Annotated in this window: 22 protein-coding genes and 1 pseudogene; 14 read left to right on the top strand and 9 right to left on the bottom strand. The window is 73.5% G+C overall.

Going from position 1 to position 24,853, the window contains the following annotated elements:
- Nucleotides 1-14: 14 nt before the first annotated feature.
- Nucleotides 15-794, bottom strand: a complete 780-nt coding sequence (locus OG206_RS23100) for a maleylpyruvate isomerase family mycothiol-dependent enzyme (protein ID WP_327119102.1) — start codon at nucleotides 792-794, stop codon at nucleotides 15-17.
- 54 nt (nucleotides 795-848) lie between these two features.
- Nucleotides 849-1,418, bottom strand: a complete 570-nt coding sequence (locus OG206_RS23095; protein ID WP_327119100.1) for a hypothetical protein — start codon at nucleotides 1,416-1,418, stop codon at nucleotides 849-851.
- Nucleotides 1,419-1,557: 139 nt separating this feature from the next.
- Here OG206_RS23095 and OG206_RS23090 point away from each other — a divergent pair, with 139 nt between their 5' ends.
- Nucleotides 1,558-1,848: a hypothetical protein gene (locus OG206_RS23090; protein WP_327119098.1), complete on the top strand. Its 291-nt coding sequence runs from the start codon at nucleotides 1,558-1,560 to the stop codon at nucleotides 1,846-1,848.
- A 91-nt stretch (nucleotides 1,849-1,939) separates the two neighbouring features.
- Here OG206_RS23090 and OG206_RS23085 read toward each other — a convergent pair whose 3' ends face one another.
- From OG206_RS23085 to OG206_RS23075, 3 genes and pseudogenes are all read right to left on the bottom strand, one after another.
- Nucleotides 1,940-3,013 (bottom strand): prenyltransferase, encoded by a 1,074-nt coding sequence (locus OG206_RS23085; RefSeq protein WP_327119096.1) that lies wholly within the window; start codon nucleotides 3,011-3,013, stop codon nucleotides 1,940-1,942.
- A pseudogene (locus OG206_RS23080) lies at nucleotides 3,010-3,756 on the bottom strand (class I SAM-dependent methyltransferase); the annotation flags it as partial. The gene OG206_RS23085 and the pseudogene OG206_RS23080, both read right to left, overlap by 4 nt.
- Before the next feature lie 37 nt (nucleotides 3,757-3,793).
- Nucleotides 3,794-5,107 (bottom strand): glycosyltransferase family 4 protein, encoded by a 1,314-nt coding sequence (locus OG206_RS23075; protein WP_327119094.1) that lies wholly within the window; start codon nucleotides 5,105-5,107, stop codon nucleotides 3,794-3,796.
- Between the two features lie 231 nt (nucleotides 5,108-5,338).
- On the opposite strand from OG206_RS23075, the gene OG206_RS23070 reads away from it, so the two are divergent.
- The 7 genes from OG206_RS23070 to OG206_RS23040 all read left to right on the top strand — a co-directional run bounded on the left by OG206_RS23070 (nucleotide 5,339) and on the right by OG206_RS23040 (nucleotide 11,711).
- The gene (locus OG206_RS23070; RefSeq protein ID WP_327119092.1) at nucleotides 5,339-5,944 is read left to right on the top strand and encodes a TetR family transcriptional regulator; all 606 of its coding nucleotides are present in this window, start codon (nucleotides 5,339-5,341) and stop codon (nucleotides 5,942-5,944) included.
- A gap of 128 nt (nucleotides 5,945-6,072) precedes the next feature.
- Nucleotides 6,073-7,308, top strand: a complete 1,236-nt coding sequence (locus OG206_RS23065; RefSeq protein WP_327119090.1) for a substrate-binding domain-containing protein — start codon at nucleotides 6,073-6,075, stop codon at nucleotides 7,306-7,308.
- Between the two features lie 3 nt (nucleotides 7,309-7,311).
- Entirely contained in the window at nucleotides 7,312-8,103 is a 792-nt protein-coding gene (locus OG206_RS23060; RefSeq protein WP_327119089.1) for an ABC transporter ATP-binding protein, read from the top strand.
- Nucleotides 8,100-8,849: an ABC transporter ATP-binding protein gene (locus tag OG206_RS23055; protein WP_327119087.1), complete on the top strand. Its 750-nt coding sequence runs from the start codon at nucleotides 8,100-8,102 to the stop codon at nucleotides 8,847-8,849. Before OG206_RS23060 ends, OG206_RS23055 begins: the two co-directional genes overlap by 4 nt.
- Nucleotides 8,849-9,736: a branched-chain amino acid ABC transporter permease gene (locus OG206_RS23050; protein ID WP_327119085.1), complete on the top strand. Its 888-nt coding sequence runs from the start codon at nucleotides 8,849-8,851 to the stop codon at nucleotides 9,734-9,736. The genes OG206_RS23055 and OG206_RS23050 overlap by 1 nt, the downstream gene beginning before the upstream one ends.
- Nucleotides 9,733-10,827, top strand: coding sequence for a branched-chain amino acid ABC transporter permease (locus OG206_RS23045; RefSeq protein WP_327119083.1), 1,095 nt, complete (start codon nucleotides 9,733-9,735; stop codon nucleotides 10,825-10,827). The genes OG206_RS23050 and OG206_RS23045 overlap by 4 nt, the downstream gene beginning before the upstream one ends.
- On the top strand, nucleotides 10,824-11,711 hold the full coding sequence (locus tag OG206_RS23040; RefSeq protein ID WP_327119081.1) for an alpha/beta fold hydrolase: 888 nt from the start codon (nucleotides 10,824-10,826) through the stop codon (nucleotides 11,709-11,711). The genes OG206_RS23045 and OG206_RS23040 overlap by 4 nt, the downstream gene beginning before the upstream one ends.
- 42 nt (nucleotides 11,712-11,753) lie before the next feature.
- Here OG206_RS23040 and OG206_RS23035 read toward each other — a convergent pair whose 3' ends face one another.
- Nucleotides 11,754-13,733: a helix-turn-helix domain-containing protein gene (locus tag OG206_RS23035; protein ID WP_327119079.1), complete on the bottom strand. Its 1,980-nt coding sequence runs from the start codon at nucleotides 13,731-13,733 to the stop codon at nucleotides 11,754-11,756.
- Between the two features lie 42 nt (nucleotides 13,734-13,775).
- Nucleotides 13,776-14,561, bottom strand: a complete 786-nt coding sequence (locus OG206_RS23030) for a 3-hydroxybutyrate dehydrogenase (RefSeq protein ID WP_327119077.1) — start codon at nucleotides 14,559-14,561, stop codon at nucleotides 13,776-13,778.
- Nucleotides 14,562-14,833: 272 nt separating this feature from the next.
- Here OG206_RS23030 and OG206_RS23025 point away from each other — a divergent pair, with 272 nt between their 5' ends.
- Entirely contained in the window at nucleotides 14,834-16,321 is a 1,488-nt protein-coding gene (locus OG206_RS23025; RefSeq protein WP_442805957.1) for an extracellular catalytic domain type 1 short-chain-length polyhydroxyalkanoate depolymerase, read from the top strand.
- 15 nt (nucleotides 16,322-16,336) lie between these two features.
- Here OG206_RS23025 and OG206_RS23020 read toward each other — a convergent pair whose 3' ends face one another.
- Complete coding sequence (locus tag OG206_RS23020; RefSeq protein ID WP_327119075.1) at nucleotides 16,337-16,846, bottom strand: hypothetical protein; 510 nt, start codon at nucleotides 16,844-16,846, stop codon at nucleotides 16,337-16,339.
- Between the two features lie 267 nt (nucleotides 16,847-17,113).
- Here OG206_RS23020 and OG206_RS23015 point away from each other — a divergent pair, with 267 nt between their 5' ends.
- From OG206_RS23015 to OG206_RS22995, 5 genes are read left to right on the top strand one after another with little or no spacing between them, the layout of a single operon-like run.
- Nucleotides 17,114-18,373 carry a prenyltransferase/squalene oxidase repeat-containing protein gene (locus tag OG206_RS23015; protein WP_327119073.1) on the top strand — a complete coding sequence of 420 codons (1,260 nt, stop codon included), beginning with the start codon at nucleotides 17,114-17,116 and terminating at the stop codon, nucleotides 18,371-18,373.
- Nucleotides 18,370-19,056, top strand: coding sequence for an SCO2322 family protein (locus OG206_RS23010; protein ID WP_327119071.1), 687 nt, complete (start codon nucleotides 18,370-18,372; stop codon nucleotides 19,054-19,056). The genes OG206_RS23015 and OG206_RS23010 overlap by 4 nt, the downstream gene beginning before the upstream one ends.
- Entirely contained in the window at nucleotides 19,053-20,198 is a 1,146-nt protein-coding gene (locus tag OG206_RS23005) for an energy-coupling factor transporter transmembrane protein EcfT (protein WP_327119069.1), read from the top strand. Before OG206_RS23010 ends, OG206_RS23005 begins: the two co-directional genes overlap by 4 nt.
- On the top strand, nucleotides 20,195-21,910 hold the full coding sequence (locus OG206_RS23000; protein WP_327119067.1) for an ABC transporter ATP-binding protein: 1,716 nt from the start codon (nucleotides 20,195-20,197) through the stop codon (nucleotides 21,908-21,910). The genes OG206_RS23005 and OG206_RS23000 overlap by 4 nt, the downstream gene beginning before the upstream one ends.
- Nucleotides 21,907-22,761 carry an ECF transporter S component gene (locus OG206_RS22995; protein ID WP_327119066.1) on the top strand — a complete coding sequence of 285 codons (855 nt, stop codon included), beginning with the start codon at nucleotides 21,907-21,909 and terminating at the stop codon, nucleotides 22,759-22,761. The genes OG206_RS23000 and OG206_RS22995 overlap by 4 nt, the downstream gene beginning before the upstream one ends.
- Nucleotides 22,762-22,796: 35 nt before the next feature.
- Here the strand turns inward: OG206_RS22995 and OG206_RS22990 are convergent, their stop codons facing one another.
- Complete coding sequence (locus OG206_RS22990) at nucleotides 22,797-24,842, bottom strand: bifunctional glycosyltransferase 87/phosphatase PAP2 family protein (protein WP_327119064.1); 2,046 nt, start codon at nucleotides 24,840-24,842, stop codon at nucleotides 22,797-22,799.
- Nucleotides 24,843-24,853: the final 11 nt, after the last annotated feature.

Here is a 24,853-nt window from a genome sequence, read left to right as displayed (position 1 = left end):
GGGATGCGGCGTCCTCAGCCGAAGGACGACCTCTCCAGCCAGAAGTCCAGCAGGCCCCGGTCGCCCAGCACCTCCAGCCCGCCCTCGTCCGGCTTCCGCCTGCGGTTGAACGCGAGCATCAGCCCGGTCAGCGGGCCCCGGAGGGCCACCGTCGCCTTCGCGTGGGCGTGCCGCCAGGTGAACCCGTCCTCGCCGAACTCGATCAGCCACTCCGCGTCCGGAGCGTCCGTCGCGTGCAGGTGCAAGGACCGCCCGCCGCCCCGGAGTTCGGCCGCTTCGGGGTCTCCCCCGGCCTGGGCGAACGCGACGATCTCCAGCCATTCGGTGATCGTGTCGGCGGCCAGGTCCGGCGCCACCTCGAAGTCCCGGCCCACGGCCGCCGCGGCGTCCGCCCGGTGGACGGTGGTCTCGTGGGCCATGCGGCGGGCCCAGAAAGCGGTGCGGCGTTCCCACGCCCAGGTCCACACCTCCGTGTCCGGGCCGGCCTCCCGCAGGGCATCGACGGTCGCGGCGGCGCCCTCGGCGAGCCAGGCGTCCAGTGCGGCCGCACCTTCGGTCGCCGGGCCCTCGCTGCCGGGGACCGCGTCGTCCGGGATCTCCGCGGCAGCACGGGTGCGCACGATCTCACCGGCCCAGCGGTGCGCGCCGCCGACGTGGACGACCAGCTCGCGCAGGTTCCAGTCGGGGCAGGTGGGGACCCGCGAGGTCAGGTCCGCGTCCTTGACGAGATCCCTCAACAGGTCGGTCTGGGCCAGGATCTCGTCGCAGTAGCGCGCATGCGCAAGAGGGGTCATGCCCGCACCCTAAGGGCTGCCCCGAGCAGCTTCAGCCGGTTTTCCGGCCGGTCGTCATCCGGTCAGCTGGGAGGTGGACGGCACCTTGTCCGTCACCTCGGCGCCCGCGCTCTTCCCGGCGTCCTTGACGCTGTTGATGACGTCCTCGACGGCGCCGACGTCACCGGCGCCCGCCTCCCCCTTGCCGAACTTGGCGGCCAGGCCTTCCAGGGACGCGATGCCCGCGGTGAGCGGCGCGACGGCCTTGGACAGGAGCGGGTCGCCCTTGGCGTTGCCCGCGGCGGCCTTGAGCCGGTTGAACGCGAAGGCGCTCGCGAGGCCCGCCTTGACCAACGCGAACTTCCTTCCGTGCGCGCCCTTCTTGAACGTGCCCGCCCGGTAGGGCTTGACGATCCACTGGTACGCCGCTCCGGCCGCGAGCCCGGCGTTGGCGACGAACTTCGTCTTCGCGTACTTCTGTGCCTGCGCCGACGTCGTGGGGCTCGCACCCGTGGAGTTGCCGGCGCTCGCGCTGCTGCTACTGCTGCCGGAGTCGTCCCCGCCGCAGGCGGTGGTCGCCGCGAGCACGGTGCAGCAGAGCAGCACCGAGACGACGAGGCTGCGGAGAGGGGCGGTACGGGGCACGGTGAGCCTCCCTGGCCGGCGCTTCACGGTGAGTGACGCGTCTCGGCACTCACGGCCAGGCTCACCCGTGCGCGAACGGCCCGCCACCCGGTGCCCGCCGTACGGGTTTCACCCACGGTGGAGCGGCAATCAGGAGTTCATGTCAACTAGACGAGGCTCAGGAAGCAGCACCGCCGCGCGGGTCATAGCCATCATCGCGGACATCATGGCGTTCATCCTCATCCTGTGGATCCTGATGTACCTGCTCGACGCCAACCGGGGCAACGAGCTGGTGCAGTTCGTCCACGACTCGGCCAACTGGCTGGCCGGCTGGTCGTACGACCTGTTCACCTTCGACAAGGCCTGGGCGCGTGTCGTCGCCGGTTACGGTCTGGCCGCCGTCGTCTACCTCTTCATCGGGCACGCCGTGGCGGGCCGGGTCCGCCGCTGACCCGCGGTCGACGGCCCTGGCTTCTTGTCCGGACCGAGCACCGCTCGGTCCGGACAAGAAGCCAGGGCTCGTGCCGCCAATGGGACAGCCCTCAGCGACAGCAGTCCGGCTCGAGTCCCGAGGGCAGGCGTTCGCCGCCGAAGACGGCGGTGGTCGCCTCGTCGCCACCGAGCGCGGCGACCGCGAGCAGCAGCGAACCGGCCGTCCAAGTGGTGAGCTCCTCCGGCCAGACGGCCTTCTCGCCCTCGAAGACGTATCCGGTCCAGTACAGCCCGCCCTCGGCGCGCAGATGCTGGACGGACTGCAGGATCTCCAGCGCCCGGTCGGACTCCCCCGTCACCCAGAGGGCCAGCGCGAGTTCGCAGCTCTCCCCGCCGGTCACCCAGGGGTTGGGCAGCACGCAGCGCACTCCGAGTCCGGGGACGACGAAGCGGTCCCAGCCCTCCTGGATCCTCCGCGTCGCCTCGGTACCGGTGACCGCGCCGCCGAGGACCGGGTAGTACCAGTCCATCGAGTAGCGGCTCTTGTCCAGGAAGCGCTCGGGGTGGTTGCGGATCGCGTGGCCGAGTGCCCCGGCCGCCAACTCCCAGTCGGGCTGCGGTTCCTCACGCTGCTCGGCCAGGGCCAGCGCGCAGCGCAGCGCCTGGTGGACGGAGGAGGAACCGGTGAGCAGGGCGTCGGTGACGGGGGTGCCGTCCGCCTCGCGCTTCCAGCCGATCTGTCCGCCGGGCTGCTGGAGCCCCAGCACGAACTCGGTCGCCGCGTAGACCGTCGGCCACATCCGGTCGGCGAAGGCGTCGTCGCCGGTGGCCAGGTAGTGGTGCCAGACGCCGACGGCCACGTAGGCGCAGAAGTTGCTCTCGCGCCCGAGGTCGGTGGGCCGCTCCGGATCGCCGTCCTGGTACGCGGCGTACCAGGAGCCGTCCTCGTTCTGGTTGCGGGCCAGCCACTCGTAGGCCCGGGCGGCGGCCTCGTGCTCGCCCGCCGCGTCGAGGGCCATGGCGGCCTCGGTGTGGTCCCAGGGGTCGAGGTGGTGGCCGCGGAACCAGGGCAGCGCCCCGTCCTCCCGTTGCACGGCGAGCAGCGCGGTCACCGTCTCGGCGGCCTGTGCGGCGGTGAGGACGCCCGGCAGGACCAGGTGTTCGGTCTGCTCGGGTGTGCTCACGCCTCGGCCCTGGGAAGGTGCGGCTTGGTCGCGTAGGCCACGAAGCTCTTCCCGACGACCGGGTTGAGCAGCTGCTCGGCGACCCGGGTGGCCAGGGGCTTCTTCATGATGTCCCACACCAGGAGCTTGTGATAGGCGCGCACCGGCAGCGCCTTCTCGTTGTCCACGCCGAACGCGCACTTCAGCCACCAGTAGGGGCTGTGCAGGGCGTGGGCGTGGTGGGTGCCGTAGGGCTTGAGTCCGGCCTCGCGGATGCGGCCGAGCAGCTGGTCGGCCTTGTAGATCCGGATGTGGCCGCCCTCGACCTCGTGGTACGCGTCGGAGAGCGCCCAGCAGACCTTCTCGGGGCCGTAACGGGGCACGGTGACGGCGATCCTGCCGCCGGGCTTCAGCACGCGGACCATCTCGGCCAGCACGCCCTTGTCGTCGGGGATGTGCTCCATGACCTCGGAGATGATCACCACGTCGAAGGACTCGTCGGGGAAGGGCAGGTTGAGCGCGTCGCCCTCCATCGCGGTCGCGGTCGCGCCCTCGGGCGCCTCCCCGGCCTCCTTCATCGCGGCGAACCACTTCGCGACCTCGCGGATCTCCTCGGCGTTCCGGTCGAGGGCCACCACCTGGGCTCCGCGCCGGTAGCACTCGAAGGCGTGCCGGCCGGCGCCGCAGCCCAGATCGAGCACCCGGTCGCCGGCGGCGAGTGGGAAGCGGGTGAAGTCGACGGTCAGCACGGGGGCCTGCCTTCGATGTCGGAGGTACGGGTTCCGGGAGCAGCGGGGGCGATCACCTGCGGGCTCCCCGGGCGGCGATCGACTGACGGTACAGGTCGACGGTGCCGAGAGCGGCGCGGGCCCAGGTGAAGCGGGCCAGCACCCGGGCGCGGCCCGCCTGGCCGAGGCGGGCGCGGAGTTCGCGGTCGCCGAGGAGCCGGCCGAGCGCCGCGGCGAGGGCGCCGGCGTCGCCGGGCGGCACGGCGAGGCAGGTCTCCCCGTCGGGTCCCGTGACCTCGGGGATCGCACCGCCGGTGGTGGCCACCAGCGGGGTGCCGGTGGCCATGGCCTCGGCCGCGGGAAGGGAGAAGCCCTCGTACAGCGAGGGGACGCAGGCGACCTCGGCGCTGCGGACGAGGTCGACGAGTTCGGCGTCGCTGATGCCCTTGACGAACTCCACGGCGTCCCTCAGCCCGTAGCGCTCGATGGCCTGGGCGACGGGGCCGTCCTCGGCCCGCTTGCCGACGACCACGAGGTGCGCCGCGGGGTTCTCGGTGCGGAGCTTGGCGAGTGCCTCGACGAGGTGCACGAGGCCCTTCAGCGGGACGTCGGCGCTGGAGGTGGTGACGATCCGTCCGGGGATCTCGGCGACCGAGGGGTCGGGGGACCAGAGGTCGGTGTCGGCCCCGATGTGCACGACGTGGACGCGGTCCCGGCGCACTCCGAGGTGCTCGACGATCTCCTGCTGGGAGGAGCCGGAGACGGTGAGGACGGACGGCAGGCGGCGGGCGACGCGCTTCTGCATGCGCGTGAAGGCGTACCAGCGGCGCACGGAGACGCGCCGTCGCCTGGATCCGGCGGCGTCCAGGTCGAGTTGCCGGTCCACGGTGATGGGGTGGTGGATCGTGGTGACGAGGGGGGCGCCGAGGTCGCCCAGCAGGCCGTAGCCGAGCGTCTGGTTGTCGTGCACGACGTCGAAGTCGCCTCGTCTGGCGAGGAGATGGCGGCGCGCCCGCAGGCTGAAGGTCAGGGGCTCCGGGAAGCCGCCGGTCCACATGGTGGCGACCTCGGCGGCGTCGATCCAGTCCCGGTACTCGCCGCGTCCGGGGGTGCGGAACGGGTCGGGCTGGCGGTAGAGGTCCAGGCTCGGCAGTTCGGTGAGCGGGACGCCCTCGTCGAGTACGGGGTAGGGCTGGGCACCGATCACTTCGACGCTGTGGCCGAGCCGGGCGAGTTCGCGGCCGAGGTGGCGGACGTAGACGCCCTGGCCGCCGCAGAAGGGGTTGCCCTTGTAGGTCAGGAGTGCGATGCGCAACGGCCGGTCACCGTCGGTACCCGATACGCCACCGCCCGCGAAGGGGCCTGTCTCTATGGCCTCAGCGGTCACACTCGGCCCCCTTCTCACTGCGTTTTCGCCGGAGCGTAACCGGTCGCGCTAATCTAGAACAAGTTTCAGACTCGTTCGTTCAACACCCACCGAATCTACCGGCAGGTAGCGTCTGCGTGACGGCCGGATCAGGTGATTCACGCCACGACGGACGCCCTGGCCGGCCCCGTGCGCCCGGAGACCGGCGGCCGGCCGGACAGGTAACCGGTTCTCCCTTCTTGGACGGGGCAGATGACAGCGGAAGCCAGGCCTGCAGCGAGTCCCCTGACGGCACGCCAGGAGGCCCGCCGCCGCCGCATCCTCCAGGCCGGCGCCCAGCTGGCCGGGCGGGGCGGCTTCGAGGCGGTGCAGATGCGCGAGGTCGCCGACGCCGCCGGGGTCGCCCTCGGCACGCTCTACCGCTACTTCCCCTCCAAGGTCCATCTTCTGGTCGCGGTGATGCACGACCAGCTCCAGCAGTTGCAGATCACCCTGCGCAGGCGCCCGCCGGCGGGCGACGACGCCGGCCGGCGGGTCGCCGAGACCCTGATGCGCGCCTTCCGCGCGCTCCAGCGCGATCCGCACCTGGCCGACGCCATGGTGCGGGCGCTCACCTTCGCCGACCGCGGGGTGAGCCCCGAGGTGGACGCGGTGTCCCGGCTCACCACGGCGATCGTGCTGGATGCCATGGGGATCGACGACCCGACGCAGGAGCAGTTGTCCGTGGTCCGCGTCATCGGGCACACCTGGCATTCGGCACTGATCACCTGGCTCTCGGGGCGTGAGTCGATCGCCCAGGTGAGGCGGGACATCGAGACGGTGTGCGGGCTGATCGGCCGGACGGCCGACGCCCGCTGAGGCGTGCCCATGTGCGGCACGCACACCGGCACCCGCCGAGGTGAGGTGCCCTGCACCATATCGACGGCGCCCCGGTGTTCGTACGGTTCGGCCGACATCACCCGAACCACGCCGAGGAGCCGGTCACCATGCGTCGCAGAGCCGTAGGCACCGTCCAGAGAAGCACCCTGACCACGGCCGCGCTCTGCGCCGCGGGTCTGCTGATGGTGGGCTGCACCGCCGCCGGGCAGGCGGGCAGCGGGTCCGAGTCCGGCAAGGACGGCGACGGCAGTGTGAAGGTGGGCCTCGTCTACTCCCGCACGGGACTGCTCGCCGCGTACGGGAAGCAGTACCGCGCCGGCTTCATGGCGGGCCTCGACTACGCCACGAAGGGCACCGGCAAGGCGGGCGGCCACACGATCGAGGTCACCGAGCAGGACGACGCGGGAGACCCCGGCAAGGCGGTGTCCGCCGCGAAGAACCTGATCGGCAAGGGCTACAAGGTGCTGGCGGGCACCACCGACTCCGGTGTGGCCCTCCAGATGGCCCCGCTCGCCGCCCAGAACAAGGTGCTCTACGTCAACGGCCCCGCCGCCACGGACGCCCTGACCGGGGTCAACGACTACACCTTCCGCTCGGGCCGGCAGTCCTACCAGGACATCCTCACCGCGGGCACCATGCTCGGGGACCCCAAGGGCAAGAAGGTCACCGTCCTCGCGCAGGACTCCACCTTCGGACAGGCCAACGTCGCAGCCGTCAAGGCGGTCCTCGGCGCCCGGGGGGCGACGGTCGGGTCGGTCCTGGCCCCGCCCAGCGCCACCGACCTGACCCCCTTCGCCCGGCAGGTCAAGGCCGGCGGGCCCGACCTGGTCTTCGTCGCCTGGGCCGGTGCGACCGCGCCCGCCCTGTGGACGGCGCTCGACCAGCAGGGCGTGCTGACGGCCGGCAAGGTCGTCACGGGCCTGGCGGGCACGGCCTCCTACCCCGTGTTCGGGAAGGCGGGCGCGAAGGTCTCCTTCCTGGCGCACTACTTCCCGGGTGCGGGCGGTGGCAACGCCGTGGAGAAGGCGATGCTCGACCGCGTCGAGAAGGCGGGCGGCACCCCCGACCTGTTCACCCCCGACGGCTTCACCGCGGCGCAGATGGTGGTGCGCGCGGTCGAGGAGGGCGGTGCCACCGACACCGCCGCCATGGTGAAGGCCCTGGAGGGCTGGAGCTTCGACGGGGTGAAGGGCAAGGAACGGATCCGGGCCGAGGACCACGCGCTGGTGCAGCCGATGTTCGTGGCGCGGCTGAAGGGCACCGGCGCCGCCGCACTGCCCGAACTGGTCAGCACGCAGCCGGCCGACGCCGTGGCGCCGCCCGCCAAGCCCTCGGCGGGCTGACCCGTGACGGCGACCGGCACCGCCACGGAGCGGGACGACGGGACGCGCACGGGCGCCCCGGTGCTTCGGCTGGACGGCCTGGGCTGGCGCGTCGGCGGGGCGACCATCGTCGAGGACGTCACCCTCGACGTCCGGGAGGGCGAGTTCCTCGCCTTCATCGGTCCCAACGGGGCGGGCAAGACCTCCCTGTTCAACCTGATCAGCGGGATCGTCCGGCCCACCGCGGGCACCCTCTCGCTGGACGGCGCTGACCTGACGCGAGCACCCGTCCACACCCGGGCCCGGCGCGGGATCGGCCGGACGTTCCAGACGTCCAGCCTCTGGCCGGGGATGACGGTGGCCGAGCACGTGCGGCTGGCCGCACAGGCCGCGCACGGCGGATCGCACCGGCTGTGGCGGCGGGCCTCGCCGTACCCGGCCGAGGTGGCCGGCGTCCTGGAGCGCACCGGGCTCGGGCACCGCGCCGGGGTCACGGCCGCCGAGCTGTCGCACGGTGAGAAGCGGAAGCTCGAACTCGCGGTGCTGCTGGTGGGCGAGCCCCGGCTGATGCTGCTCGACGAGCCCATGGCCGGGGTGAGCGCCGAGGAGGTGCCGGCCCTCACCGAGCTGATCCGCACCCTGCACCGCGAGGAGGGCCGCACCGTGCTCATGGTCGAGCACCACATGGACGTCCTGCTGGGCCTCGCGGACCGGCTCGCCGTGATGCACCACGGCAGCCTGCTGGCTCTGGACACGCCCGCGGCGGTGACGGCGGACCCGGTCGTCCAGCAGGCCTACCTCGGGGAGGGACTGTGACGACACCCGAACCCGCCCTGCTCACCGTGCGGGACCTGCGGGTCCTCATAGGCGGCCGGCACATTCTGCACGGCGTGGACCTGGAGGTCGCCCGCCACGGCGTGACCGCTCTGCTCGGCCGCAACGGGGCGGGCAAGACCACGACCGTGCGCGGCATCCTCGGTCTCGTGCCCCGCGCCGGAAGCGTGCGCCTCGACGGCGAGGAGACCGTGGGGATGGCCACCCACACCCTGGTCCGCCGCGGCATCGGTTACGCCCCCGAGGACCGGGGGATCTTCGCGGGCCTCACGGTCGCCGAGAACCTGCGCCTGGCGGAGCGCCGCGGCGCGGAGGGCCCGGCGTACGGACTGGTCCATGAACTCTTCCCCGAACTGAAGCGCCGGGAGACGCAGTTGGCCGGCACCCTGTCCGGCGGCCAGCAGCAGATGGTGGCCATCGGGCGGACCCTGCTCAACGGCAACCGGCTGATCATCGCCGACGAGCCCACCAAGGGCCTGGCACCCAAGGTGGTCACCGAGGTGACCCGGGTCCTGGAGCGTGCCGCCGAGGCCGTCCCCGTGCTCCTGGTCGAGCAGAACCTCGCCGTCGTACGCCGGCTCGCCCTGCGGTGCGTGGTCCTCGCCGACGGCCGGACGGCCCACCGGGGCGACGCGGCCGCACTGCTGGGCGACGCACGCGCCACGCGCGAACTGCTCGGCGTGGGCCGCGGCCCGCTCGCCACACACACCGCGGAGGCGGATTCCTGATGTCCACCATCGTGCTGCTCACCATGACCGGACTCGGTCTGGGTGCGCTCTACTTCCTCATCGCGTCGGGCCTCTCCCTGATCTTCGGCCTGATGGACGTGCTCAACTTCGCCCACGGGGCGCTGCTCTCGATCGGCGCGTACGGGACCTGGTGGGCCGCGTCCGGCAACCTGCCCGGCGCGGGGCCCGGCGGATGGGGGTTCGCCCTGGCCGTCCTGTTCGGGACGGCGGTGGGCACGCTGGCCGCCGCGGTCCTGGAACTGGCCGTCGTACGCCCGCTCTACACCCGGCCGCGTGAGCAGGTGCTCGCGACGGTCGGGGTGGGGCTCGCCGTGCCCGCCCTGCTGTCCGGCATCTGGGGTTCGGACGCCCGGACCTTCCCCGGGCCCGAGGCCCTGTCCGGCACCTTCGGGCTGCTGGGCGCCGAAGTGCCCGTCAACCGGCTGGTGCTGATCGCGGCGGCGGTCCTCGTCCTCCTCGCGCTGCGGGTGTTCCTCGGCCGCACCCGGCACGGCCTCGTCGTGCGCGCCGGGGTCGAGGACCGCGCGATGGTGACGGCGCTGGGCATCGACGTCCGCAAGGCGTTCACCCTGGTCTTCGCGATCGGCGGCTGCGTGGCCGCGCTCGGCGGGGCTCTCGGCGGGCTGTACTTCGGCTCGGTCGACCCCCGGCAGGGCACCTCGCTCCTGATCTTCGCGTTCGTCGTCGTGGTCACCGGTGGCATGGGTTCGGTGACCGGCGCCGCAGTGGCGGCCGTCGTCATCGGCCTGGTCCAGCAGTTCGCCAACTACTACACCGCAGCGGGCCTCGGCGACCTGGCGGTCGTCGTCCTGCTCGCCGCGCTGCTGCTGTTCCGGCCGCGCGGACTGACCGGGAGGCTCGCGTGAGCACCGCCACCACACCCGCACCCGCACCCGCCGCGGTCACCACCGCGCCGGAGCCGCCCCGGACCCGGCTGCTGCGCTGGTGGCCGGCCGGTGTCCTCGTGCTGCTGGCCGTCGCCCCCTACAGCGCGCTCCCCGTGCCCGGTCTGCTGGACGGCCCGGTCGGAAGCCCCGGCTCCCTGCAACTCCTCGCCACCTGCCTGTTGTTCGGCGCCCTCGCCACGGGGTACGACCTGCTTCTCGGCCGGACGGGTCTGCTCTCCTTCGGGCACGCCCTGTACTTCGCGGCGGGCAGCTACGCCACGAACGTGCTGCTGCTGGAGGCCGGGCTGCCGTTCGCGCTCGCGGCCGTGCTGGGGCTGTGCTTCGGCGTCGCGCTCGCCCTGGTCCTGGGGTCGGTGAGCCTGCGGGTCACCGGCATCGGCTTCTCGATGGTGACGCTCGCCTTCGCCCAGGCCGGCTCGATCCTCGTCTCCCGCAACCCGGGCGGTCTCACCGGCGGCGAGGAGGGGCGGGCGGCCCCGGCGGAGCTCCTGCCTTCCTGGCTGGTCGGCATCGGCAATACCGCGAACCTCTACTGGATCGCCCTCGCCTACCTCGTCCTCACCCTGGCCGTGGTCCGGTGGGCGGTGCGCTCCCCCACCGGCCGGGTCTGGGAGGGCATCAAGGAGAACGAACGCAGGGTCGAGGTGCTGGGCCTGAAACCGTACGGCTTCAAGCTGACGGCCTTCGTGCTGGCCGGGGCGCTGGCGGCGGTCGGCGGGCTCGTCCACCTGCTGCTCACCGGTGGCTCCACCCCCCAGACCACGACCTCGGACTTCACCCTGTCGCTGCTCGTGATGGTGGTGCTCGGCGGATCGGGCACCCGCTGGGGTCCGATGGTCGGCGGCATCCTCTACACCTGGGCCGACCACAGGCTCGGCGACCTGGCGGGGTCGGGTGCCGTGGCCGACCTGCCCGCGGTCCTGCGCGTGCCGCTCTCCCAGCCGCTGTTCCTGCTCGGGGTGCTGTTCGTGGCCGTGGTACACCTGCTGCCGGGCGGCCTGGCCCGCCTGCCGTCCCGTCTGCGCCGGTCCCGTGAGGAGAAACGATGATCCCGTACGAGGAGATACGCGTCCCTGTGGCGGGAGGCGAGATGGCCGCGCTGCGCTGGCCCGCCCGTGACCCGGGAGCCGCTCCCGTGATCGTGGCTCTGCACGGCATCACGGCCAACGCGCTCTCGTGGGCCGCGGTCGCCCGTCACCTGGACGGCCGGGCCACCCTGATCGCCCCGGACCTGCGCGGCCGGGCCGCCAGTGCGGGGCTGCCCGGCCCGTACGGCATCGCCGCGCACGCGGAGGACACCGCCGCCCTCGCCGCATGGCTGGGGCTCGACGGGGTGGTGCTGGCCGGCCATTCGATGGGCGCCTTCGTGGCGGCGCTCGCCTCCGTGCGCCATCCGGAACACTTCGGTGAACTGGTGCTCGTCGACGGCGGGTTCGGCTTCCCGGCACCGACCCACCTCTCGGCCGACGAGCTGATGACGGCGGTGATAGGCCCGGCCATGGACCGACTGTCGATGACGTTCACCGACCGGGACGCCTACCGGTCGTTCTGGCGGGCCCACCCCGCGTTCGGCGGCGACGCGTGGTCGCCGGAGGTGGACGCCTACATCCAGCGGGACCTGACGGGCGAGGAGCCCGTGATGCGCTCCAGCTGCCTCCTGGAGGCCGTGCGCACGGACGGAGTGGGCCTGTTCCAGGACGAGGTGCTCAAGGCCGCACACGAACTCCCGCACCCGGCGGTGCTGGTGTGGGCGGAGCGCGGCCTGATGAACGAGGAGCAGGGGCTGTACGACGAGTCCCGGCTCGCGAAGGCGGGGCAGCCCGGCACGGGCGTCCGGGCGGTACGCGTCGACGGGGTCAACCACTACACCGTGCTGACGGGCGACAGGGGGGCCGACGAGGTCGCCCGGTCGCTGCTGGAGGCGGCACGCTGACCGCGTGGGGGCAGTACCCGTCCGGGCCGGGCGGGTACTGCCTCAGCCGTCCCGGCCGCCGGACAGCAGATGCAGCCTCAGGGCGAGCTGCAGTTCCAGGGCCCGGTCGGGCTCGTTCCAGTCGCGGCCGAGCAGCACCTGGATGCGGTCGAGGCGCTGCACCACCGTGTTGACGTGCACGTGCAGTTCGTCCTTGGCCCGGATGAGGCTGCCGCCGGCGCCGAAGTACGCCCGCAGCGTACGTACGAGGTGGGTGCCGCGCCGCTCGTCGTAGCGGAGCAGCGGACCCAGCACGGCGGTCACGAAACCGTCCACGTCCTTGGCGTTGCCCAGCACGACACCCAGGAAGCCGAGTTCGTCGACGCAGGCGCCCTCACCCTCCCGCCCGAGTACGCGCATGGCGCGCAGGCAGCGGGCGGCCTCCGCGTAAGCGGCGGCGAGTGCGCGGGCCCCTTGGGCGGGGCCCGTCCCGGCGACGGTCACGGGGGCCTGGACGAGGTGTCCGAGCTGTGCGGCCGCCGCGCGCGCGGCTTCCCCGGCATCTGCGGCGGAGCGGCCTTCGCAGTCGATCAGCAGGACGACCGTGCCCGCGTGTTCGGCGCTCACCCCGTGGATGTCGCCGCCGAAGAGATAGCGCATGGCCGCTCCGCCGAGCTTCTCGCGCGCGGATGCCTCGGCCACCAGCAGCAGGTGCGGCCGGTCGAGGTCGATGCCCAGTCGCCGGCCGCGTTCCGCCAGGCCGGCGGGGTCGCGTTCCGGGTCCCCGAGCAGGTCGCTGATCAGCTCGCCCCGTATCCGGTTCTCGGTCTCGGCGACGGTACGCCGCAACAGCAGGAGGAGGCCCGTGACGACGGCGGCACGTTCGAAGAGCCGCCGGTCGGAGTCGTCGAGCCGGTCCGGCCGGTGCAGCACGAGGCTGGCGAGCATCTCCTGGCCCGCCAGCACGGCGCAGACCCACCGGCCGTCGCGGTGCACCGCCCGCGCCCCGTGGCGGGACTCGTCGGCGACGGCGTCGAGCCAGCCGGCGTCCATGCTGTCGGCGGCGAACGCCGAGCCGTCGGGGCGCACCGCGGCCAGCGGGCGCCCGCCCGGGTCGTGGATGGTCAGGGGCCACTCCAGCAGTCCGGCCACCGACACGGCGACGTCCGTCACGTCTCCGCCGCGCAGCACCAGGTCGGTGAGCCGGTCGTGGGCCTCCTCGGCCCGCTGCATGGCCTCCGAGTGCGCGCGTACGGCGGCGTTGGCCCCGGCCAGTTCGGCGTTCGCCCCGGCGAGTTCCGCCAGAGCGGTCCTGGTGTCGTCCAGCGCCCGGGCGGTGTCGATGGCGATCGCGGCGTGCGCGGCGAGCGAACAGAGCAGGGCCACCTCGTCGGGGCTGAAGACCCGCGCCGCGCGGTCGGCCGCGAAGAGCACGCCGATGACCTTGCCCGTACCGCCCCGGCTGGAGCCGAGGAGCAGGGGCACGCCGAGGATCGCGACGAGCCCTTCGTCCAGTACACCGGCGTTGATGTTGCGGGTGTGGCGGAAGCGTTCGTCGGTGCGGTAGTCGGGGGTCGCGTACGGGCTGGCGGTCTGCGCCACGAGTCCGCCGAGGCCTTCGCCCAGTTCGAGCCGGAGCCGCTGGAACAGCACGGACACCGAACCGTCGGTCACCCTCATGTAGGTGTCCCCGGCCTCCTCGTCGGGGAGCGTGAGGTAGGCCGTGTCGGTGCCCAGCAGCATCCTGGCCCGCCGCACGATCGCCTTGAGGACGTCGTCCAGATCCCTGGAGGCGGCCAGGTCGCCCGCCGTGTCGAAGAGCGCGGTCAGCTGGAGTTCCCTGCGCCGGTGCTGGCGCAGGGCGCTCCTGATCCGCAGGGCGGTGGCCGCCGCCCGCTCCACCTCGGCCAGTTCGGCGGCGGGTACGCCGGCGGCCCGCGCCCGGGAGGTGACGGCGCCCAGTTCCTCGGCCGGGGCGTCGTCGGCCAGCAGGTCGAGGAGGCGGGCCATCAGGTGCGCGGCGGAGGGGGAGGGTTCAGACATGGGCGGACATCGTTCTTCCGGCTCGCGGGGCGGTGGGCGTTGTCAGTTGGCGGTCCAGCCGCCGTCCATGGCCAGCGAGCTTCCGGTGACGTGGGCCGTTCCCGGGCCGCACAGCCACAGGACCGCCCCTGCCACGTCGTCCGGCTCGATCAGGGACTTGAGGGCGCTGCGCTCCAGGAGCACCTTGCCGACCACCTCCTGCTCGGAGATGCCGTGGCTGCGGGCCTGGTCCGCGATCTGGTTCTCGACCAGGGGCGTGCGGACGTAACCGGGATTGACGCAGTTGCTCGTCACGCCGTGCGGCGCCGCTTCGAGTGCGACCACTTTGCTGAGCCCCTCCAGTGCGTGCTTGGCCGAGACGTAGGCCGCCTTGTAGGGGCTGGCGCGCAGCCCGTGTACGGACGAGATGTTGACCACACGGCCCCAGCCGCGTTCGTACATCCCCGGGAGCGTACGGCGCAAGATGCGGAACGGTGCTTCCACCATGACGCGGTGGATCAGCGCGAAGCGGTCCGGCGGGAACTCGTGCACGGGGGCCACGTGCTGGAGCCCCGCGTTGTTGACGACGATGTCGGCGTCGGCGGGCAGCGCGTCCACCGCCTCGGCCACCGAGAGGTCGGCCACCCAGGCCGTCCCCCCGATCCGTTCGGCCAGGCTCCTGGCGGCCTCCCCCTGCTTGTCCACCACGTGCACGTGCGCGCCGGCGGCGGCGAGCGCCTGCGCGCAGGCCAGTCCGATGCCGCTCGCGGCCCCGGTGACCAGGGCGGTGCGCCCGGCGAGGGAGGCGAGGGCGGGAGGTTCGTGCTGCGGGGTCCGGGAAGTCTGCATGGGCGTCACCGTAAGGACGTCACCGCCGCCATCACACGGGGCCGGTGCACACACCCACGGGCGGCGGCATGGTGGCGGCGTACATGGTGCGGGTGTGCGGGCCGGGAGGGGCGGCCGGGGTGCTCCGGAGCGCGGCGGTGGCGCCGGGACCGGCGCAAGGGCAGCGCCGCACACAGCGGTGCGCGGCGGGTGGCCGCCTGCCACATGGGCGGGTCCTCGCCCGGCTCATAGGTTCCGGCAGCATCCGCACGTCCGACCAGGGAGGCCTCACCGTGCGTCCACCGAACCCCCGCCCGCCGATCCTGCGACGCCTGCTCCGCCGCGTCGCCCCCCTCGCCGTCCTGGCACTGCTCGCCGTGAACCCGGCGCACGCGGCCGCCGCTCCCCCCGCAACCGCCGCCGCCGGCCTTCAGCAGGTGACGGGCTTCGGCTCGAACCCCGGCAACCTGCAGATGTTCGCGTACACGCCCGACAACGTGCCCGCGGGGCGGCCGCTGGTCGTCGCCCTGCACGGCTGCACCCAGACGGCGAACGCGTACTACACCAACTCGGGCTGGCCGAAGTACGCCGATCTGTGGGGCTTCGACGTGGTCTTCCCGCAGACCACCTCGGCGAACAACCCGCTGTCGTGCTTCGGCTGGTTCGATCCCGCCGACAGCACCCGGGGCAGGGGCGAGGCGGCGTCCGTCGTGCAGATGGTCGAGTACGCGAAGCAGACGTACGGCTCCGACGGCCGCCGTGTGTACGTCACCGGACTGTCGGCCGGCGGCGGGATGACCGCCGACCTGCTGGCCGCCTACCCGGACGTGTTCGCGGGCGGGTCCGTGGCCTCGGGGCTGCCCGCCCAGTGCGCCACCAGCCAGGCCGCCGCGTCCGGCTGTCAGACCGGGCCGCAGAAGCTGACGCCCGCGCAGTGGGGCGACAAGGTCCGCGGCTCCTACCCGGGCTGGACCGGCCCGTGGCCCAGGGTCGCCGTCTGGCAGGGCACCTCCGACTACACGGTCTACCCCGCCAACGCGACGGCGCTGCGCGACCAGTGGACGAACGTCTGGGGGATCGGCCAGACCCCGTCCAGCACCCAGAGCCTGCCGGGGAACACCACCAGGAGCGTCTACAACGACGCGTCCGGGCAGCCGGCGGTGGAGACCTTCTCGGTGTCCGGCATGGGGCACGGCCTGCCGGTCGGCCCTGGATCGGGCACCGAGCAGTGCGGGTCGACGGCCGCGTACTTCCTGAACACCATCTGTTCGACGTACCACACCGGCGTGTTCTGGGGGCTGGACAAGGATGCCCCGGGCGGCGGGAACGGTCTGCCCGCCCCCACCGGGCTGAAGGTCGCCGGGGTCACTGACAGCAGCGCCTCGCTGGCGTGGAACACGGTCGGCTCCGCGGCTTCCTACCTCGTGTACCGCGACGGCGCGAAGGTGGCCACGACCGCCTCCGCGTCGTACACGGACACGGGGCTGCGGGCGGGCACCTCCTACCGCTACACCGTGGCCGCCGCCGACTCGGGGGGCACCGCGGGGACGGCGTCCGCCGCCGTGACCGCGACGACGTCGGGTGGCACGGCGCCCGCCCGGTGCTTCACCGCCACGAACTACGCGCACGTCACGGCGGGCCGCGCGCACACATCGGGCGGTTATGTCTATGCGAACGGTTCGGAGCAGAACATGGGGCTCTACAACGTGTTTGTCACCCACACGCTCCGGGAGTCGCCCACCGGTTACTTCGTGATCGCGGACTCGGGCTGCCAGGCCTGACCGGACCGGGGGCTCTCAGGCCGGGTCCTCGTAGTCACCCCTGATCTGCCGGGGCAGCTCGCAGCCGTCCTCGACGGCGGTGAGGGACACGATCTGGTCGGGGCCGAAGCCCTTCATCGTGTAGTGCCTGGCGAAGAGCTTCCAGCCCCGCTTGGCGAGGGTGCGGTAGGTGACGTCCTTCTCGGCGTGGCTGGAGAGGATCTCCCAGTCGTGCTGCCGCAACCGCATCACCGTCGCCTCGAACGCGCCGGCGGCCCCGGCCGCCGGCGCTTCGCCCAGCCAGGGCGCCATGCACTTCTGCCAGTCGCCCTTCGGCAGCCCGGCCGCGGAGGTGTCCCCGTCCGGGAGCCCCCCGGCCCGGGCGAGGGACGCTATCTCCATCGCCGCCGACTCCTTGGTGTAGGGGACGACCGGCACCGGGGAGGCCGTCGGCGCGGTCTCGCCGTCCCCGACGAGGCCGCAGCCCGTCATCGTCATGAATCCGGCCACAGCGGCGGCCGCGGCCGCCGTACCTCTTCTGCGCACTGGTGCTTCCCACCCGGTCGTTCCTGCCCACGGGCGGGCGCCCATGTGACCCCGCCGGAGTCTGGCACGGGCCCTGACCTGCTGGGAAGCCCTCACGACCGGGGGATCCGGGCGTCCGCGCGGAGGGCGTGCGGACCGCCCCGGTAGAGTGAGTGATTCGTCATCCTGCCCGTACAGGGGGAAGCCGGTGCGAATCCGGCGCCGGCACTTCCCCGCGCGCCCGGTTCCGCCCGGCAGGGGAAACCCGTTCGAGAGGCCCAGTCCGTCATGTCCGTACGCCGCCGCGCGGCAGCGCTCGCGATCACCGCCGTGCTCTGTGGAGCGGCCGCCCCGGCGGCGCTCGCCGCGCCGAGTCCTACCCCCTCCCCCGCGGCGCCCGCCCTCCCGGCCGGCCTGTACGGGACGAAGGACCCGACGTACGACGGGGTGTGGCGCCAGTCGATGGCCTTCCTCGCCCAGCGGATCGAGCTGGTGACCCCGGCCGTGAAGTCGGTGGACTGGCTCGTGGGCCAGCAGTGCGCGAGCGGGGCCTTCGCCTCGTACCGCGACGCCTCGAAGCCCTGCGACGCGAAGACGGTCGCGGACACCAACGCCACGGCGGCGGCGGTCCAGGCCATGGTCGAGCTGGCCGCGCACCGCGAGGTCGTGGACAACGGCGTCAGCTGGCTGAAGTCCGTCCAGAACGAGGACGGCGGCTGGGGCTACAACCCGGGCAGCCCGAGCGACGCCAACTCCACCGCCGTGGTGACGGGCGCCCTGGCCAGGGCGGGCGTGCCGCTGGCCGACCTCACCAAGGACGGCGGGAGGACGCCGTACACCGCGCTGCAGTCCTTCGCGCTGCCCTGCGGCGGGAAGGACGGCGGGGCGTTCGCCTACCAGCCCGACAAGAACGGCGGGCTCACGGCCAACGCGGACGCCACAGCGGCCGCGGTGATCGGCGCGATGGGCAAGGGCATGGCCGCGGGCAACTCCAACGCCGTGAAGGCTCCCGTCTGCACCGAGGGCACCGGCCTGACGCCGGAGCAGTCCGCGCAGAACGGCGCCCACTACCTCGCCGGTGCCCTCGCCGCCTCCGGTCATCTGGACCTGCCGCCCATGCCGGGCGCCGAGGACGCCGCGCCGCAGCCGGACTTCGGCAACACGGCGGACGCGGTCGTGGCACTCGCGGCCTCCGGCCACAAGGACAAGGCCGCCAGGGCGGTCGCCTACCTGGAGAAGAACTCCCGGAGCTGGGCCCGGGAGGGAGGCCCCGCAGCCTCCGCCCAGCTGGTGCTGGCCGCCCACGCGACCGGCACCGACGCGCGGGACTTCGGCGGCGTCGACCTCGTGAAGCAGCTCAACGCGACGGGGCCCGCCCCGGCCGCCACCGCCGTGCCCTCCCCGACGGCCACCTCGCCCGAGCGGCCCGCGGAGACGAACAGCGACGACGGGGGCCTCGGCCTCTGGTGGATCATCGGCATCGGTCTCGCCTTCGGCGCGGGCATCGGTTTCCTGCTGAGCGGCCGCCGGAAGAACCAGCAGCTGTGAGGCGCCCGCTGGGTACGGCGGTGCTGCTCCTGCTCGTCGGCGCCGTGCTCGCCGTACTCGGCGCGGGCGGCGCCCAGGCCGCCGGCTACCGCTACTGGTCCTTCTGGGAGGGGGACGGCGGCAAGGGCTGGACCTACGCCACGCAGGGGCCGTCCCTGGTCCGCCCGGACGACGGCGCCGTGCAGGGCTTCCGCTTCTCGGTGAGCGAGGACTCCCAGGACTCGGCTCAGCCGCGCCGCGCCCCGGACTTCGGGACGGTCTGCGCGGACACCCCGGCGAAGGACGGCCGCAAGAGGGTCGCCGTGGTCATCGACCCGGGTACCCCGGCGGACGCTCCGGACGGTGAGAAGCCGCCCGCCCTGCGCGCCGCGTGCGCCCTGGTGGCATTGGACGCGAGCACCGCGGAGGCGCTGGCCTCGGTGGCGAAGCCGCTGCGGTACGACAGCGCGGCGATGCTCTGCGCGATATCCGGCTATCCGCGGTCGGGCTGCGGTGAGCAGGTCGCTGACGGCGGCTCGGACGAGGCGACGGGTGCGGCCGAGCCGTCCGCCGCCCCGGGCGAGGACACGGGCGCCGCCGGTTCCGGTGACGGCGGCGGCCCGTCGGCGGGAGTGCTCGCCGGCGTGGGCGCGGTGCTCGTCCTGGGTCTCGCCGCAGTGCTCCGGGCCCGCCGCCGCCGATGACCCGCTCCACCGGCCCCGCCCGGCTCCGCCATGCCCTGAGCGCCCCGGGCGCCACCCGTGGCAACGCGACACCGGCGGGAGCCTGGTGGCTGTGGGCGCTGGGCCTGGCGACCGCCGCGTCCCGCACATCCAATCCGCTGCTGCTGGGTCTGCTGGTGGGCGTGGCGGGCTATGTCGTGGCCGCGCGCCGCACGGACGCGCCGTGGGCCCGCTCCTACGGGGCGTTCATCCGGCTCGGGCTGTTCGTGGTCGCGGTGCGGCTGGTCTTCTCCGTCGTCCTCGGCTCCCCGGTGCCCGGCGCGCACCCGCTGTTCACGCTGCCGGAGGTGCCGCTGCCCGGCTGGGCGCAGGGGGTCAGGCTCGGCGGGCGGGTCACCGCGGAACAGCTGGTCTTCGCGCTGTACGACGGGGCGAAGCTGGCCACCCTGCTGATCTGCGTCGGCGCGGCGAACGCGCTGGCCAATCCCGCACGGCTGCTGAAGTCGCTGCCGGGCGCGCTGTACGAGGTGGGGGTCGCCGTCGTCGTGGCCATGACGTTCGCGCCGAACATGGTGGCCGACGTGGCACGGCTGCGGACGGCCCGCCGGCTGCGCGGCCGTCCCACGGGCGGCATCGGGGCGGTGCTCCAGATCGGACTTCCGGTGCTGGAGGGCGCGCTGGAGCGGTCGGTGGCCGTGGCGGCGTCGATGGACGCGCGGGGGTACGGCCGCACCGCCCAGGTGCCGCCCGCCGTGCGGCGCACCACTCATGTGCTCACCCTCGGCGGGCTGCTGGGGGTGTGCGCGGGGACTTACGGACTGCTGGCCGCGCAGGGCGCGGTGTACGGGCTGCCGCTGCTGCTGGCCGGGCTGGCCGCGGCGATGGCCGGGCTCAGGCTCGGCGGGCGCCGCTCGGTCCGCACCCGCTACCGGCCCGACCGCTGGGACGTACGCGCCTGGCTCGTCGCGGGGTCGGGCGTCGCCGTGGCCGCCGCGATGATCTGGGCGGGCGCCGCGGCGCCGGGCGCCCTGCACCCCGGTGTCGTACCGCTGACGGCCCCCGTGCTTCCGCTGTGGCCCGCCGCCGCCGTCCTGGTCGGGCTGCTGCCCGCCGTCGTGGCGCCGTCGCCCCCTTCCCCCTCGGATTCCAAGGAGAGCGCGTGATCCGGTTCGAGCAGGTCTCGGTGCGGTACGAGGGCTCCGCGCACCCCACCCTGTCCGGGGTCGACCTCACGGTGCCCGAGGGCGAACTCGTGTTGGTCGTCGGCCCGTCCGGGGTCGGGAAGTCGACCCTGCTGGGCGCGGTGTCCGGTCTCGTGCCGCACTTCACGGGCGGGGTGCTGACCGGACGGGTCACGGTCGGCGGCCGTGACACCCGCACCCACAAGCCACGCGAGCTCGCCGATCTCGTCGGCACGGTGGGCCAGGACCCGCTGGCCCACTTCGTCACCGACACCGTCGAGGACGAACTGGCGTACGGCATGGAGTCGCTCGGCCTCGCCCCGGACGTCATGCGGCGGCGGGTCGAGGAGACCCTGGACCTGCTGGGCCTCGCCGAGCTGCGCGACCGGCCGATCGCCACGCTCTCCGGGGGCCAGCGGCAGCGCGTCGCGATCGGCTCGGTCCTCACCCCGCACCCCCGCGTGCTGGTCCTCGACGAGCCGACGTCCGCCCTCGACCCGGCGGCCGCCGAGGACGTCCTCGCGGTGCTCCAGCGGCTGGTGCACGACCTGGGCACGACGGTGCTGATGGCCGAACACCGGCTGGAGCGTGTCGTGCAGTACGCCGACCAGGTCCTCCTGCTGCCGTCGCCGGGTGCCGCCCCGGTGATGGGACCCCCGGCGGATGTCATGGCGCTCTCGCCCGTCCGGCCACCGGTGGTGGACCTGGGCCGGCTGGTGGGCTGGGACCCGCTGCCGCTGTCGGTACGCGACGCGCGGCGCAGGGCGGCGGACCTGCGTGAGCGGCTGTCCGGCGTCGAACCGCCGTCGCCCGCCGGGCCGGTGACCTCCGCCGTCGTCCCGCTGCCCGCCCCTGCCCCCGCCCGCCCCGGACTCCTGGACCGTCTGCTCGGCCGTCGCCCGCCCGGCGCCGCGGCGGGCCCACCCCCCGGCGATCCGGTCACCCGGGCCGAGGGGCTCGGGGTCCGGCGCGGGCGGGTCCAAGCGCTGCGCGGGGTGACGCTCTCCTTCGCGCCCGGCGAGACGGTGGCCCTGATGGGCCGCAACGGCGCGGGCAAGTCCACTCTGCTGACCACCCTCGTCGGGACGACCGAGCCCACGACGGGATCGGTGCTCGTCGGCGGTGTGCGCCCGTCGCGTACGCCACCCCGCGACATGGTGCGCCGGGTCGGACTCGTCCCGCAGGAACCACGCGATCTGCTGTACGCGGACACGGTGGCGGCCGAGTGCGCGGCGGCTGACTCCGACGCGGGCGCGCCCCGGGGCACCTGCCGCGCGCTGGTCTCGGAGCTGCTGCCCGGAGTGCCGGACGACGTCCACCCCCGTGATCTGTCCGAGGGGCAGCGGCTGGCGCTGGCCCTCGCCCTGGTGCTGACCGCCCGGCCTCCGCTGCTCCTGCTGGACGAGCCGACGCGCGGCCTCGACTACGCGGCAAAGGCCAGGCTGGTGGGAGTGCTGCGCCGGCTGGCCGCCGGCGGCCATGCCATCGTGCTGGCCACCCACGACGTGGAGCTGGCCGCCGATCTGGCGCACCGGGTGGTGATCCTCGCCGACGGGGATGTCGTCGCGGACGGCCCGACCCGGCAGGTCGTCGTCTCCTCCCCGGCCTTCGCCCCGCAGACCGCGAAGATCCTGGCGCCGCAGGCGTGGCTGACCGTGGCACAGGTGCGTGCCGCGCTGGACGGTCCGTCGTGAGCGCCCGGTCGGCGCGCGTGGTGCGGCTCGGCCCCCGGGCGGTCGCCGCGCTCGTCCTGATCAGCGCGGTAGGCCTGGTCGCGTTCGGCTGGCCGCTGCTGGCGGGTTCGGATTCAGGTCTGGCCCACGCCGAGGACGCGCCGTGGCTGTTCGCCGTGCTCCTCGTGCTGCTGGTCGGTGTGGTCGTCGCGACGATCGCCGACTCCGGTCTGGACGCCAAGGCCGTCGCGATGCTGGGAGTTCTGGCCGCCGTGGGCGCGGCGCTGCGTCCGCTGGGCGCGGGGACCGCCGGCCTGGAGCCGATGTTCTTCCTGATGGTGCTGAGCGGGCGGGTACTGGGCCCCGGTTTCGGCTTCGTGCTCGGCTCGGTGACGATGTTCGCCTCGGCGCTGCTGACCGGCGGGGTCGGGCCGTGGATGCCGTTCCAGATGCTGTCGATGGGCTGGTTCACGATGGGCGCGGGCCTCCTGCCCGGCCCGGACCGGCTGCGGGGCAGGAGTGAGCTGCTGATGCTCGCCGCGTACGGTTTCGTCGCGGCGTTCGCCTACGGCGCGGTGATGAACCTGTACGGCTGGACGATCGTGCCGGGGCTCGGCTCCGGCATCTCCTTCGTCGCGGGCGACCCGCTGCACGAGAACCTGGTCCGCTTCCTCGCGTACTGCACCGCGACCTCCCTCGGCTGGGACCTGGGCAGGGCCGTGCTCACCGTGGCGCTCACCCTCGCCGTCGGCCCCACTCTCCTGCGGGCCCTTCGCCGGGCGACCCGCCGCGCGGCCTTCGACGCGCGGCCCGCCTTCGAGCAGCCGCCGGCCGAAGTGGCGGCAGGCGACGTGCGGGAAGCCGGGGGCTGAAGCGATCGGCCCCCGGCTCACGAGCGCCGGGGTGGCTACACCTTGCTGACGGCGGTCTCGGCGCGCTCGGGGGCCGGTGGTCCGGCGGCGTCCGCGGGCTCACGGCCCGAGGACCCCTCCACACCGGATCGCAGCCGCCGCGGTCCGCACAGGACGTAGGTCAGGCCGAATCCGGCGGCCACCACGGTCGCACCGCCGACCGCGTCCAGCACCCAGTGGTTTCCCGTGGCCACGATCGTGGAGACCGTGAACAGCGGGTGCAGCATGCCCAGGACCTTCATCCACACCTTGGGAGCGAGGAGCAGGATCACCACACCGCACCAGAGCGACCAGCCGAAGTGCAGGGAGGGCATGGCCGCGTACTGGTTGGTCACCGTGGTCAGCGCCCCGAAGTCGGGGCTGTCGAGGTCCTGCACGCCGTGGACCGTGTCGATGAAGCCGAGCCCCGGCATCAGGCGCGGAGGGGCCAGCGGATAGAGCCAGAAGCCGAACAGCGCCAGGATCGTCGCGAAGCCGATGGAGCTGCGGACCCAGCGGTAGTCCGAGGGCCGCCGTACGTACAGCACCCCGAGGATCGTGAGCGGCACGATGAAGTGGAACGTCGAGTAGTAGTAGTCGAAGAAGTCACGCAGCCACGGGACGCCGACGACCGTGTGGTTGGCCCAGTGCTCGATGTCGATGTGCAGCCACCGCTCCGCGGCGTGGATCTGCCGTCCGTGCTCCTCCGCGGTGGGCCGCCCGGCGGTCGCCGCCAGCCGGACCTTCGCGTACGCCGAGTAGACGACCCTGATGAGCAGGAGTTCCAGCAGCAGGTTGGGGCGGCTGAGCACACGGCGCCAGAACGGGAGCAGGGGCACCCACGCGAAGCGCGGCTCCACCGGCCGGGCGTGGTCCGTCGGAACCGGGCGCGCCCAGTGCGGGGAGCTCCGGGACAGGAAGGGCGCCACGCAGGCCGCGCCGAGCGCCGCGACGAGCAGCACGTTGTCGCGTACGGGCAGCAGCACGCCGACGTTCGGCAGCAGCATCTTCCCGGGCAGGGTGAGCACGAGCACCACCACGGCCGGCCAGACGAGCCGGTCGGAGGCCCGCGTGCCGACGCGGCCCACGACGGCGAGCAGCACCCACAGCAGCTGGTGCTGCCAGGCGGTCGGCGACACGGCGACGGCCACGCAGCCCGTGACGGCGACGGCCAGGAGCAGTTGCCCGTCCCTGGCGTAACGCACGGCGCGCCGCAGCCCGAGGAAGGTGACCGCGGCGGCCAGGGCGAGGAACAGGGCGATCTCCAGCGGGCCCTGGAGGCCGAAGCGGAGCAGGGCGCCGTGCAGGGACTGGTTGGCCAGGCTGTCGGGCCGCTCGCCCAGCCCGGCACCCGCGAGGTGGTGCACCCAGTACGACCACGAGTCCTGCGGCATCACCGCCCAGGCCAGTGCCGTACAGGCGGCGAAGGTGGCACCCCCGGTGGCAGCGGCCCTGCGTCTCCCGGTCAGCCAGAACAGTGCGGCGAAGAGCAGGACGGCGGGCTGGAAGGCCGCCGCGATCCCGGTCAGCACGCCCGGAAGCCGCTCGCCCCGTGCGACGAAGCAGGCGAGGAGCACCAGCAGGACGGGCAGGATGCTGGTCTGACCGAGGAACAGGGTGTTGCGGACGGGCAGCGACACCATGAGCAGCGTGATCGCGAAGGGGGCCGCCAGGAACGCGGTGCGCCGGCTCACCGGGGCGGGCAGCGCTCGGACGGCCACGAATCCCAGGGCTACGACGAGCAGCAGCGACCCGAAGGTCCAGACGACACCGAGGGCGTCCTCGGCTGAGGCCGTCAGCGGCTTCAGCACCAGCCCGGCGAAGGGGGTCCCGGTGAACCGGCCGGGGTCGTAGAGGGAACCGGCCATGTGCAGGACTCCGGTCGCACCGGTCCAGGTCTCGAAGTCGGTGAGACGCTCGCCGGGCGGTCTGCGCAGCACCACCGCGACCTGCCGTACCGCCAGGACCGCGACCAGTACCCAGAGGACGACCCTGGCCGCCGCGGCCCTCGTCCCGGGATCCGCGGCCGCGTCCCCCCGCACACTGTGTTCAGCATTCGTCACGCTGCGCCGGT

The sequence above is a fragment of the Streptomyces sp. NBC_01341 genome, from assembly GCF_035946055.1.
Lineage (GTDB): Bacteria > Actinomycetota > Actinomycetes > Streptomycetales > Streptomycetaceae > Streptomyces.
This window is presented reverse-complemented; position numbering and strand designations above follow the sequence as displayed.